This is a genomic window from Blastococcus sp. DSM 46786 (assembly GCF_900109665.1).
GTDB lineage: Bacteria > Actinomycetota > Actinomycetes > Mycobacteriales > Geodermatophilaceae > Blastococcus > Blastococcus carthaginiensis.
On the sequence record NZ_FOAO01000010.1, the window covers coordinates 163,145 to 175,600 of the forward strand.

Sequence of the window (12,456 nt, forward strand, 5' to 3'; positions counted from 1 at the left end):
CGGGGCCGGCCGTCCGCACGCCACCCGGAGGAGGGTGCACCTGCGTCTGCCGGACCGGGCCGGCGCCCCTAGGGTCGGTCCGTGGTCACGCGCGCCGGCATCGTCGTCACCGGGACCGAGGTCCTCACCGGCCGGGTGACCGACCGGAACGGCCCCTGGCTGGCCGAGCAGCTGCGGCGCCTCGGTGCCGACGTCGGCCACGTCGTCGTCGTGGGCGACCGGCCCGAGGACCTGGTGGCCGCGCTGTCCTTCCTCTCCGGCACCGGCGTCGACCTGCTCATCACCACCGGGGGGCTGGGGCCCACCGCCGACGACCTCACCGCCCAGGTGGTGGGTGGGTTCCAGGGCCGCGACCTGGCGGTGGACCCCGCCCTCGAGCAGCGGATCGGCCGGATCGTGGAGCGGCTGATGGCCCGCCGCGGCTGGCGGGCCGACCCGGCGTCGACCGCGGCGGGGGTGCGCAAGCAGGCCCTGGTGCCCGACGGGGCCACCGTGCTGGAACCGGTCGGCACCGCCCCCGGCCTCGTCGTCCCGCCCGCGGCCGGCCGGACCGGGCCCCCGGTGCTCGTGCTGCCCGGCCCGCCGGGCGAGCTGCGGGGCATGTGGCCGGCGGCCGTCGCGGCGGCGCCGACCCGGGCCGCGCTGTCGGGAGCCGCGGAGCTGCGCCAGGAGACCCTGCGGCTGTGGGGGACGCTCGAGGCCCAGCTCGCGGCCACCCTGCGCGAGCTCGAGGCGGAGCTCGGCGGCCTGGAGATCACCACGTGCCTCCGGGAGGGCGAGCTGGAGATCTTGACCCGGTTCCCGGCGGCGGCCCAGCCGGCGTACGACCGGTTCGCGGCGCTCCTGGCCGAGCGGTACGCGGCCACGCTCTTCTCCACCGGCCCGACCCTCGACGACCTGGTCGCCACCGCGCTCGCCGAGCAGCGGCTGACGATCGCCGCCGGGGAGTCGTGCACCGGCGGGCTGCTGGTGGCCCGGCTCACCGAGCGGCCCGGCTCCTCCGCCGCGGTGCTGGGCGGGGTGACCGCCTACGCCGACGGGGCCAAGGAAGCGCTCCTCGGGGTGCCCGGCGAGCTGCTCGCGGAGCACGGCGCGGTCAGCCCGCAGGTGGCCCGTGCGCTGGCCGACGGCGTCCGCGCCCGCTTCGGCGCCGACATCGGGGTGGGCATCACCGGCATCGCCGGCCCCGGCGGTGGCACGGAGGCCAAGCCCGTGGGCACGGTGCACCTCTGCGTCGTCGGGCCGGACCGAGCCGAGGAGCGCTCGCTCGCCGTCCCGGGCAGCCGGACGGCGGTGCGGGAACGCTCCGTCACGATGGTGATGCACCTGCTCCGCACGCTGCTGCTGGGCGGTCCCGCGGCCTGAGGGCGCAGGTGTCCGCCCCGCCCGGCGCGGGCACCTCCCGGCGGTGACGACGCTGACCGTGCACGCGACCGGGACCGCAGCGCCGGCGGAGGTCTGGGAGCGCTACGCCGTCCCCGCCCGCTGGCCGGGGTGGTCGCCGCAGATCACCGGTGTCGAACTGCCGGTCGACCGGCTGGCTCCCGGCGTCACCGGTCGCGTGCGTGGCCCGCTGGGGGTGGCGGTGCCCTTCACCGTCGAGCAGGTCGACGAGGCCGCCCGCCGGTGGTCGTGGCGCGTGGCGGTGGGCCCGCTGCACGTTCGGCTGCTGCACTGGGTGGCCGAGGGTCCCGACGGCGGGACGACCACCGGGCTGCGGCTGACCGGGCCGGCGCCGCTCGTCCTGGCCTACGCTCCCGCCGCCCGCCTGGCCCTGGCGCGCCTGGTCCGCGGCTGAGCGCTCGTCTGGTCCGCGGATCGGCGGCCCGGACCGGGGGTGCGCCTGGATCACCTGAATTACGGTGCCGTCATGCCCGCCACCCACGAGGTCACCAACCAGGTCCCGCCGCTGGTCGGGCACGACCCGCTCGCCGGGGACGCCGCGCTCGCCGACGCATGCCGCCGGCACGCCGACGAGGCCACCCTGGCGTCGCTCGCCGGGCTCGGCCGGCTCGCCGGCAGCGAGCAGGCGCAGGAGTGGGGCCGGCTGGCGAACGAGAACCCGCCGCGGCTGCGCACCCACGACCGCTACGGCCACCGCGTGGACGAGGTGGAGTTCCACCCCGCCTGGCACGAGCTCATGCGGACGGCGTTCGAGCACGGCCTGGCGGGCGCGCCGTGGGCGGACCCCGCTCCGCACGCGCACGTCCGCCGCGCCGTCGGGTACCTGGGGTGGACCCAGGTCGAGATGGGCCACGGCTGCCCGACGACCATGACCTACGCGGTGGTCCCCGCCCTGCGCCGGGCACCCCGGCTGGCCGCCCGCTACGAGCCGGGGCTCACCGCGCGGGCGTACGAGTTCGGCCTCGCCGACCCCGCTGCCAAGCGGGGGCTCGTGGCCGGCATGGGCATGACCGAGAAGCAGGGCGGCTCCGACGTCCGCGCGAACACCACCCGCGCCGTCCCGCAGCCCGACGGCACCTACCGGCTCACCGGGCACAAGTGGTTCACCAGCGCGCCGATGAGCGACCTGTTCCTGGTCCTGGCGCAGCTGGACGAGGGGGTCTCCTGCTTCCTGGTGCCCCGGGTGCTGCCCGACGGCACCCGCAACGTCCTCCGGCTGCAAAGGCTCAAGGACAAGCTCGGCGACCGCTCCAACGCCTCCAGCGAGGTGGAGTTCGAGGGCACGACCGGGTGGCTCGTCGGCGAGCCCGGGCGCGGCGTCAACGCGATCATCGAGATGGTCAACATGACCCGGGTGGACTGCGTGCTCGGGTCGGCCGCCACGGTGCGCGCGGCGCTCACGCAGGCCGGTCACCACGCCCGGCACCGGCGCGCGTTCGGCGCGCTGCTGGCCGACCAGCCGCTGATGCAGAACGTGCTGGCCGACCTCGCGGTGGAGAGCGAGGCCGCGACGGCGCTGGCGGTCCGGCTGGCCGCGGCGGTGGACGACGGCGAGGCCGCCTTCCTCCGCCTCGCGGGGGCGGCCGCGAAGTACTGGGTGTGCAAGCGCGCTCCCGGGGTCGTCGCGGAGGCCATGGAGGTGCTCGGCGGCAACGGCTACGTCGAGGAGTCCGGCCTGCCGCGGCTGTACCGGCAGGCGCCGCTGAACTCCATCTGGGAGGGCTCGGGCAACGTCATCGCCCTCGACGTGCTCCGGGCGCTGGGCCGCAGCTCCGAGTCGCTGGCCGCCGTCACCGCCGAGCTGGAGCTGGCCCGGGGGGCCGACCGCAGGTTCGACGACGCGGTGAAGCGGCTGCACGCCGAGCTCGGCGACCCGGAGGGGCTGCCGTTCCGCGCCCGCCGCATCGCCGGATCGCTGGCGCTCTGCCTGCAGGGCTCGCTGCTCCTGCGCCACGCGCCGACGGCGGTCGCGGAGGCCTTCTGCGCCTCCCGCCTGGGCGGAGAGGCCGGGACCGTGCTGGGCACGCTGCCCGCCGGCACGGGCGTGGCGGAGATCGTCCGGCGGTCCGAGGTCGCCGCCCCCTGAAGGAACCGTCGCGGGCTACTACTCTCGGGGACGGCTCAGGTGCTGCCCGTCGTCTTCGCGAGCGGCCCGAGCCCCCGGCGTCCGCGCGAGCGCGCTGGACGACCAACTGGACGAGAGCGGGCAGCGTGCAACCAGGTGACGACCGGCCCCCGGAGGGCCGGCCCGACCCGTTGAGCGGCGTTCCCGACGCGGTCTACCGCCTCGACGGGCAGGGGCGCTTCGCCTACCTCAACCAGGCCGCCGAGCGGCTGCTCGGGCACCGGGCCGACGAGCTGCTCGGCCGGGACGCCCGCGACGCCTTCCCCGCCCTGCGCGGCTCGCTCGCCGAGGAGCGGTACCGCGAGCTGCTCGCCGACGGTCGGCCGCGGGAGTTCCAGTTCTTCTACGAGCCCGGGTCGCGCTGGTACGAGGTGCGGATGTTCCCCGACTCCGCCGGGGCGGCGGTGCTCTTCCGCGACATCGACGTGCGCCGGCGCACCGACCAGGAGCGCGACGACCAGATCCGCGGGCTCACCGCGGTGCTGGAGGCGCTGCCCTCGCCCACCGTGCTGGTCGGGCCCGACGGCAGGATTCTCTCCACCAACCGGGCGTGGGTGCGCAGCAGCGAGGAGCTGCTCCCCGAGACCTCCTGGCCGGGCCGCGAGGGCGAGGACTACCTGACGGTCATGACGCGTGGCCTGGCGCCGCAGGAGCACGCCGGGCTCGCCGAGGGCCTGCGGGGGCTGCTGGCCGACACGTCGAGCTCCGACGGCCGCACGTTCGCCTTCGACTACTCGTGCCGGACGCGGCGGGGCACCTGCTGGTTCCACCTCCAGGCGACCCGGGTCGACCGCGAGGGGCGCGTCGTCGTCACGCACAACGATGTCACCGACCAGGTGCGGGCCCGGCAGGACCTGCTGTGGAGGGCGCAGCACGACGACCTGACCGGCCTGCCCAACCGCGCCCGGCTGATCGAACTCACCGGTGAGGCGCTGACCGCCGACCACGGGGGAGGTGTCGCGCTGCTCGTCGTCGACCTCGACGCCTTCAAGACCGTCAACGACTCGCTGGGTCACCAGGTCGGCGACGAGCTGCTGCGCCTGGTCGCCGGCCGGCTCTCCGAGCAGGTCCGCCCGGGCGACACCGTGGCCCGCCTCGGGGCCGACCAGTTCGTGGTCCTCGCGCACGGCTGCGACAGCGCCGAGGCCGCGGCCCTGGCGTTCCGGCTGCAGTCCGCGTTCGGCCGCCCCTTCGCCGCCGGCGAGATCACCGTGCCGCTCAGCGCCAGCATCGGCGTGGCGGTGGCGCGACCCGAGGTCCGCGACGCCCACCACCTGCTCAGCGACGCCGACGCGGCCATGTTCGCCGCGAAGAGCTCCGGCCGGGATCGGGTGCACCTGTTCTCCCCGGCGCTGCGCGAGGCGGCCCGGTGGCGGCTCGAGGTGGCCACCCGCCTGCGCGGCGACGCGATCGACCAGCTGGTGGTGCACTACCAGCCGGTCGTGCGCCTGGACACCGGCGAGATCGAGGGCGTGGAGGCGCTGGTGCGCTGGCAGCACCCCGAGCGCGGGCTGCTCTCGCCGGACACCTTCCTCTCCGTGGCCGAGGAGACGGGGCAGATCATCCCGATCACCCGCTGGCTGCTCCGCGAGACCACCCGGAAAGCGGCGGAGTGGGCCGCCGAGGGCCTCGCCCTGCGCATGTCGGTGAACGTCAGCGCCCGACACTTCTCCACCGAGACCCTGGTGCGCGACGTGCGCCTGGCCCTGCAGGACTCCGGGCTCCCGCCCGACCAGCTGGTGCTCGAGCTGACCGAGACCAGCGTGGCGGAGGACCCGACCCGGGCCGAGGACCAGCTGTCGGTGCTGCGCGGCTTCGGCGTCCGCGTCGCGATCGACGACTTCGGCACCGGGTGGTCGTCCCTGGCGCAGCTGTTCGCGCTGCCCATCGGGACGCTGAAGATCGACCGCTCGCTGCTCGCCGCCGCCGAGCGGGTCGCGGCCGGTGACACCGGCGCGGTGCTGGCGGCGATCGTCGGGCTCACCCGGACGCTGGGCATCCGATCGGTGGCCGAGGGGATCGAGACCCCCGACCACCTGCGGATGGTGCGGGAGGCCGGGTGCGACCTGGCGCAGGGCTGGCTGCTGGGGCACCCCATGCCCGCCGAGCGGCTGCCTGCGTGGATGCGTGAGGTGAAGGAGGCCGGCGGGGACCTCTGCGCGCTGGCCATCGCCGGGCGCGCCGTCCCCGTGCGCGGGTGAACCTTCGCCGTCCCGGCCGCCGTGCCACCGCGCCCGCCGGACCGCCCCGGGCCGCGGGACCCGGCGCGCTGCTGCCCGCGGGGACGCGCGCCTTCGCGCCCGGGCAGACTGTCCCCGTGCTGGACACCTCCGAGGCCGCGCCCGAGCCCACCGAGCAGCCGGTCGGCCCCGCCGACGACGGCCGGTCGCGTCCTGCTCTGGACCTGCTCATCTGGGACGCCCCGAACATCGACATGACCCTGTCGACGGTGATCGGCGCCCGGCCGACGGCGGCCTCCCGGCCGCGCTTCGACGCCATCGCGGCGTGGTTCGTCGAGGGCGCCGGCGGGGTGGGCGGGGATGGCGCCGCCGACGCACCCGACGTCGAGGCCTGCGTCTTCGCGAACATCCCGCCGCAGCCGGGCTCGCTGCAGCGCTGGGTCGAGGCGCTCCGCGGCTTCGGGTACTCGGTGTTCGCCCGGCCGAAGAGCCAGCCGGACGACGACATCGACCAGGACATGCTCGACCACATCGCCGTCCGCGGGCGCAGCCACCGGCTGCGGCGGCTCGTGGTCTTCTCCGGTGACGGGCGCAACTTCGCCGAGCCGCTGGAGGACCTGGCCCGGCAGGGCACCGAGGTCGTCGTCGTCGCCTTCAGCGAGGTGGCCGGCTACGCGATCGGCTCGGACCTCCTGGAGTTCATCGACATCGAGGACGTCCCGGGAGCCTTCGTGGAGCCCCTCGACCGGGTCCGCCTGGACGCTCTCCCGCCGGACGGCGCCTGGCTGCGGCCGACCCGCAGCCTGCGCGACTTCGTGGCCGCGTTCACCGCCCGCCGCGGCGGCTGACCCCGCCGCTGAGCTGCGCGAATCCGCCGGGTCACCCGCACGGGTGGTCCGCGCGGGAACCGTTCAGGAAACCGGGCGGGGTGCCGATCGCAGAACCGTGCCGCTCTCGATGTCCCAGCGCCTGGTGGCCGTGCTGCGCCGGGGCGACGTGCTGCCCTCCCCGGCGCCCGTCGCCGCGGAGGGCCGGCCGTCACGCGGCCGGGCCGCCGCCGAACTGGCCGGCGAGGTCCCGGGGCTCGCCGAGGAGCGGATCGAGCGGGCCCGGACCGCCGGGCTCCTCGTCGGCTGGGTCGCGGTCGTCACCGTGCCCCTGTGGTCGGTCGTCGACCTGGCGACCGAGAGCAGCAACGCCGCCACCTTCCTGGCCGTCCGGCTGCTCTGCGAGATCCCGATGCTGCTCGCCCTCGTCGCGCTGGGCCGGCTGCCGCTGGGTCGCCGCCGGCCCGAGCTGCTCACGTTCCTGGTCCTCGCGGTCGTCCAGGCGGAGGTGGCCTGGATGGTGACGCGCTCGGAGGACCCGCGCTACCACCTGCTCGGGTTCACCCTCGCCATCTACGGCAGCGGCTGCGTCATGGTCGCCCGGCCGCGCTGGACCGTCGCGCTCGTCGCCGTCTCCTGGGCCGCCCTCGGGCTGGCCTCCGTCACTGCGGAGGACGGACTCTCGCCCGGCGACCTGCTCGCGGTGACCGTCTACCTCGCCACCGCGTCGGTGATCGCGGTCCTCGCCCACCTGCGGCGCTACGCGCTGGACACCCGCGAGCTGCACACCCGGGTCCGGCTGGAGCGCGAGCAGCAGCGGACCGGTGTGCTGCTGGCCCAGCTGGAGCGGCTCAGCCACGAGGACCCGCTCACCGGGCTGGCCAACCGCCGCCGGTGGGACGCCGAGCTGGCCGAGCTGTGCACCCGGGCCCGGCAGCGGGGGAACGTGCTCAGCGTGGTGCTGGTGGACCTCGACCACTTCAAGGACGTCAACGACCGGTACGGGCACGGCGGCGGGGACGACGCCCTGCGTGCGGTCGCCGGGCTGCTGTCGGCCCGCGTGCGCGGCGGGGACCTGGTCGCCCGCATCGGCGGTGACGAGCTCGCCGTGCTCATGCCGGGCGCGGACGAGGAGCGCGCCGCCGCGGTGGCCGAGCAGCTCCGGCGCGAGGCGCGGCTGCTCCGGCCCCCCGGTTTCGGGGCCGCCCAGCTGAGCCTCTCCCTGGGCGTGGCGACGGCGACCGGTGCCGATGCCTACCCCCTCGAGCTGATGTCCTGGGCCGACGAGCAGCTCTACCGGGCCAAGACCACCCGCAACGCCGTCGGCGCCGGCGCCCTGCCGCCCGGGGAGCCGGAGCCCCAGCCGGCCGGCTGAGCGGGACCGGTCCGCCCCGGCGCGTCGGCTGCGCCTGCCGCCGGACGCCCGCCCCCGACGGTTACCGTTCCCGGGCGGTCGCGCGGTGACGCCGGCCGGGCGGCAGATGATCGAAAGAGGACCATGAGCAGCGTTCCCGGCGTGGACCACCCGGCGGAGCAGACCGAGGTGGAGGTGCGGCTCTCCGGCACCGACGTCGCGATCAGCGCCCGGGTGGAGGTCGTCCACGAGGGCGTCGTCTCCGTCCGCCCGTCCGCGAGCGAGTTCGTCGAGGGCTCGGTCGTGAAGCCCGGCGACGCCGTCGAGGTCTACTGGCGCAGCGACGCCGGCCACCGCCTGCTGCCGGCGGAGGTCCTCGACGTGCAGGGGGGCGCCGTCGCGCGCTGGCGGCTCACCGCGACGGGGCCGGCCGAGCACAGCCAGCGCCGGGCGGCGGTGCGGGGCCGCGTCGTCGTCCCCGTGGAGGGGGGCCTGGGTGCCGTCGAGCTCAAGGGCGAGACCCTGGACGTCAGCGAGGCCGGTATGCGCGTCCACTTCGAGGGGTTCGGCATGCTGCCCGACGTCGGGACGACGATGGCGCTGACCGTCCGATTCGAGGACGGCCCCCTGACCTGCCGGGGCGAGATCATCCGCGTCCAGGCGCGCGGCGCCCGCTGGATCATGAGCATCCGCTTCCTCGACGTCCAGGAGCGCGACCAGGACCGGGTGCGGCGCCGGGTGTTCCAGGCGCTGCGCGAGGAACGCGCGCGGCTGGCGGAGTGACCGGGCCGCGAACCGGCGGGTAGCCGGGCGCGTCGCGGGGCAGAGGAGCGGGCGTGATCCCGTCGCCGCCCCGCCTGACCGAGGCCCTCTCGGCGCTCCGCGACCAGGTCGCCGCCGTCCCGCTGGCGCTGACGACGGCGGGCCGCGACGACGCCGTCCGCACCGCCCGCGGCGTCACCGACCAGATCGACGACTACCTGCTGCCCCGGCTGCGCGACCTGGACGCCCCCCTGCTCACCGTCGTCGGTGGCTCCACCGGGGCCGGTAAGTCCACGCTGGTCAACAGCCTGGTCGGCGCCCCGGTCACCACGGCCGGCGTGCTGCGTCCCACCACCCGCGCCCCCGTGCTGGTGTGCGCCCACGCGGACGCCGGCAGCTTCTCCGGCGACCGCGTGCTGCCCGGGCTGGCGCGGGTCACCGGCGGGGACGGCGGGCCCGGGACGCTGCAGCTGGTGGTCCGGGACGACGTGCCCGCGGGCCTCGCCGTGCTCGACGCCCCCGACGTCGACTCGGTGGTGACCGCGAACCGCGACCTCGCCGGCCAGTTGCTGGCCGCCGCGGACCTCTGGGTGTTCGTCACGACCGCCGCCCGCTACGCCGACGCGGTGCCCTGGGACCTGCTGCGCACGGCGGAGCAGCGGGGGACGGCGCTGGCGGTCGTGCTGGACCGGGTGCCGCCGGAGGCCGCCGCCGAGATCTCCGCCGATCTCGCGGCCATGCTGCGGGCCGCCGGCCTCTCCTCGGCCCGCCTGTTCGTCGTCGAGGAGCGTCCCCTCGAGGGCGGCCGGCTGCCCGAGGACCAGGTGGCGCCGCTGCGGGGCTGGCTGCACGGGCTGGCCGCCGACCAGGAGCAGCGGGCGGCCGTCGTACGGCAGACCCTCGCCGGGGCGCTGGACAGCCTGCAGGAGCGGACCACCGCGGTGGCCGCGGCGGTGGAGGAGCAGCGGGCCGCGGCCGGCGCGCTGCGGGAGGCGGCCGCGGCGTCGTACGACGCGGCACGGGACGGGGTGGACCAGGGGGTGCGCAGCGGCAGCCTGCTGCGCGGTGAGGTGCTGGCCCGGTGGCAGGAGTTCGTGGGCACGGGGGAGTGGATGCGCAGCCTGCAGACCCGGGTGGGCCGGGTGCGCGACCGGGTCGCGGCGGCGCTGACCGGGCGCCCGGCGCCGGCCGAGAGCCTGCAGGGCGCGCTGGAGAGCAGCGTCGAGCAGCTGCTGCGCGCCGAGGCCGACCGCGCCGCCGAGCGGACCGTCACCGCCTGGCGTGCGCTGCCGGCCGGGCCGGGCCTGCTGGGCGACCGGGAGCGGGAGCTCGCCGCCGCCTCGCCCGACTTCTCCGAGGCCGCCGCGGTGCAGGTGCGCGACTGGCAGGGTGCGGTGCTGGACCTGGTGCGCAGCGAGGGCGCCGACAAGCGCTCGCGGGCACGGCTGCTGTCCTGGGGCGTGAGCGGGACGGGCGCGGTGGTCATGGTGGCGGTGTTCGCCCAGACCGGTGGGCTGCTCGGCGGGGAGGTCGCGGTGGCGGGCGGCACCACCGCGGTCGGTCAGCGGGTGCTGGAAGCCGTGTTCGGTGATGCAGCGGTGCGCTCGCTGGCCGAGCGGGCCCGGGCCGACCTCGGCGAGCGGTCCGAGGCGCTGCTGCGGTACGAGCAGGACCGCTTCGACGCGCTCGTGGACGCCGTGGCCCCGCAGCCGCGGGCGGCCGAGGAGCTGCGGGCGGCGGCCGCCGCGCTCGTCGAGGCGCGCGGCGCATGAGGCGTTCGGACGGCGCGCTGGCCGACCGGCTGGCCGCGCTGCGGGAGGCGGTCGAGGTGGCCGACGGGCGGCTGTCGGCCCCGGAGGTGGGCCGCGCCCGGGCGGTGCTGGCCAAGGCCGGTGCACGCGAGGCGCTGGGCGACGCCACCGTCGTCGCGCTGGCCGGCGCCACGGGGAGCGGCAAGTCCACGCTGTTCAACGCGCTGTCGGGCAGCGAGGTGAGCACCCCGGGCGTGCGCCGCCCCACGACCGGCGTCGCGCACGCCACGGTCTGGGGAGCGGCCGACGACGGCAGCGACCGGCTGCTGGACTGGCTGCAGGTGCCGCGGCGCCATCGCCGGGAGCCCGAGCCGGCGCTCGACGGACTGGTGCTGCTCGACCTGCCCGACCACGACAGCGTCCGGCTGGAGCACCGGCTGGAGGTCGACCGGCTGGTGGAGCTGGTCGACGTCCTGGTCTGGGTGCTCGACCCGCAGAAGTACGCCGACGCCGCCGTCCACGAGCGGTACCTGGCCCCGCTGGCCGGCCACGCGGGGGTGCTGCTCGTGGTGCTCAACCAGGTCGACCGCCTGGACGAGGCCGCCGCCCGCGCCTGCCTGGCCGACCTGCGGGGCCTGCTCGACCAGGAGGGGCTGGACGCGACGCCGCTCCTGGCGGTGTCCGGACGCACCGGCGACGGGCTGGCCGAGCTGCGCGGTGAGCTGGCCCGGCGGGTGCGCGCCCGCCGAGCGGCGGGCGAGCGCCTGCTCGCCGATGTCCGGGGCAGCGCCGCGGAGCTGGCGGTGCACTGCCCGGAGACCGCGGCCGGGCGCTCGCGGCGATGGGGGCGGGGGGCCGGCGAGGACCCGGCCCGTGAGCCTGCCGACGACCTCACCGACGCCCTGGCCGCCGCGGCCGGCGTCCCCACCGTGGTCACCGCGGTCGAGCGCTCGACCCGGCGGGAGGGCACCGGGCGTACCGGCTGGCCGCCGGTCCGGTGGACGCGCCGGCTGCGCGCGGACCCGGTCGAGCGGCTGCACCTGGGGGACGAGCGCGCCCGCACGTCTCTCCCGCCGGCGGGCGCGGTGGAGCGGGCCCGCATGGCGACCGCCGTCCGGGAGGCCCGCGACGCCGTCGGGGAGGGGCTGGCGCCGGCCTGGCGGGACGAGCTCCGGCGCACGGCGGAGGTATCCGAGGAGCGGCTCGCCGACGCGCTGGACCGGGCGGTGGGCGGTGCGGACCTCGGGCCCGACCGGGTGCCGCTCTGGCAGCGGGCGGCCGCCGGGCTGCAGTGGCTGCTCCTGGCGACCGCGCTGGTCGGCGCCCTGTGGCTCCTGGCGCTGGTCGCGCTGGGTTTCCTCCAGCTCGACGACGTCGTGCCGCTTCCCCGGGTCGAGGGGATCCCGCTGCCCACGCTGCTGCTGGTCGGCGGGCTGCTCGCCGGTCTGCTGCTCGCGCTGGTGAGCCGCCCGCTCGTGGCGCTGCGCGCGCGCCGGCGGGGACGGGCGGCCGGGCGCCGGCTGCGGGCGGCTGTGCGGGAGGTGGCCGAGGAGGAGCTGCTCGCCCCCATGACCGAGGTGCGGGCCGACGCCGACCGCTTCTGCGCGGCGGTGTCCCGGGCCCGGTGATCGGTGGATGGGCATCGTTCAGCGGCGCTGGGGGTCGGGTGGGGCTTCTTCGTCGAGCCAGGGTGGGTCGGGTTCGGGGTCGTGGGACCAGCCGGGTGGTCGGGTGGTGCGGGAGACGCCTGAGGGGGTGCGGACGGTGAGCCGGCCGTCGGGGTGCAGGGTGAAGGACCAGCCGCGGGCGAAGGTCTTGATGCGGTGGTGCCGGCGGCACAGGCAGCAGAGGTTCCAGCAGTCGGTGGGGCCGCCGTCGGCGTGGGCGATGGCGTGGTCGATGTCGCAGCGGCCGGGGCGTCGTCGGCAGCCGGGCATGCGGCAGTGCCGGTCGCGGACGTGCAGGAAGCGGCGTTGGGTCGCGGTGGGTTCGTAGGCGGTTGTCGGTGCCGGTGGGCCGAGGCCGGGTCCGGTGTCGAGCCGCTCGTCGGTCG

10 protein-coding genes are annotated in these 12,456 nt (G+C 76.9%); 9 read left to right on the forward strand and 1 reads right to left on the reverse strand.

All coding sequences use genetic code 11. The features are described from left to right. The first annotated feature begins 81 nt into the window (after positions 1 to 81). The 9 genes from BMW62_RS11255 to BMW62_RS23470 all read left to right on the forward strand — a co-directional run bounded on the left by BMW62_RS11255 (position 82) and on the right by BMW62_RS23470 (position 12,031). Positions 82 to 1,365, forward strand: a complete 1,284-nt coding sequence (locus tag BMW62_RS11255; RefSeq protein WP_091930936.1) for a competence/damage-inducible protein A — start codon at positions 82 to 84, stop codon at positions 1,363 to 1,365. 43 nt (positions 1,366 to 1,408) lie between these two features. Next, entirely contained in the window at positions 1,409 to 1,798 is a 390-nt protein-coding gene (locus BMW62_RS11260) for an SRPBCC family protein (RefSeq protein WP_170852336.1), read from the forward strand. Between the two features lie 72 nt (positions 1,799 to 1,870). Next, a complete protein-coding gene (locus BMW62_RS11265) occupies positions 1,871 to 3,490 on the forward strand; it encodes an acyl-CoA dehydrogenase family protein (protein ID WP_091930970.1) in 1,620 nt (539 codons plus the stop codon). A gap of 170 nt (positions 3,491 to 3,660) precedes the next feature. Then, complete coding sequence (locus BMW62_RS11270) at positions 3,661 to 5,730, forward strand: putative bifunctional diguanylate cyclase/phosphodiesterase (RefSeq protein ID WP_091930937.1); 2,070 nt, start codon at positions 3,661 to 3,663, stop codon at positions 5,728 to 5,730. Positions 5,731 to 5,846: 116 nt separating this feature from the next. Continuing rightward, entirely contained in the window at positions 5,847 to 6,557 is a 711-nt protein-coding gene (locus BMW62_RS11275) for an NYN domain-containing protein (protein WP_244523974.1), read from the forward strand. A gap of 109 nt (positions 6,558 to 6,666) precedes the next feature. Continuing rightward, complete coding sequence (locus tag BMW62_RS11280; protein WP_139206247.1) at positions 6,667 to 7,911, forward strand: GGDEF domain-containing protein; 1,245 nt, start codon at positions 6,667 to 6,669, stop codon at positions 7,909 to 7,911. Positions 7,912 to 8,034: 123 nt separating this feature from the next. Continuing rightward, the gene (locus BMW62_RS11285) at positions 8,035 to 8,673 is read left to right on the forward strand and encodes a PilZ domain-containing protein (RefSeq protein ID WP_091930940.1); all 639 of its coding nucleotides are present in this window, start codon (positions 8,035 to 8,037) and stop codon (positions 8,671 to 8,673) included. A 53-nt stretch (positions 8,674 to 8,726) separates the two neighbouring features. Continuing rightward, positions 8,727 to 10,424 carry a GTPase domain-containing protein gene (locus BMW62_RS11290; protein ID WP_244523975.1) on the forward strand — a complete coding sequence of 566 codons (1,698 nt, stop codon included), beginning with the start codon at positions 8,727 to 8,729 and terminating at the stop codon, positions 10,422 to 10,424. Then, on the forward strand, positions 10,421 to 12,031 hold the full coding sequence (locus BMW62_RS23470; protein WP_091930941.1) for a GTPase: 1,611 nt from the start codon (positions 10,421 to 10,423) through the stop codon (positions 12,029 to 12,031). Before BMW62_RS11290 ends, BMW62_RS23470 begins: the two co-directional genes overlap by 4 nt. 18 nt (positions 12,032 to 12,049) lie before the next feature. Here BMW62_RS23470 and BMW62_RS11300 read toward each other — a convergent pair. Next, positions 12,050 to 12,456 (reverse strand): HNH endonuclease signature motif containing protein (locus BMW62_RS11300; RefSeq protein WP_211435088.1); only part of this gene is annotated, 407 nt, incomplete at its 5' end.

Coding starts and splice junctions, on each gene's coding strand:
- BMW62_RS11265 (WP_091930970.1), top strand. CDS start 1,871: ATGCCCGCCACCCACGAGGTCACCAACCAGGTCCCGCCGCTGGTCGGG.
- BMW62_RS11280 (WP_139206247.1), top strand. CDS start 6,667: ATGTCCCAGCGCCTGGTGGCCGTGCTGCGCCGGGGCGACGTGCTGCCC.
- BMW62_RS11285 (WP_091930940.1), top strand. CDS start 8,035: ATGAGCAGCGTTCCCGGCGTGGACCACCCGGCGGAGCAGACCGAGGTG.
- BMW62_RS23470 (WP_091930941.1), top strand. CDS start 10,421: ATGAGGCGTTCGGACGGCGCGCTGGCCGACCGGCTGGCCGCGCTGCGG.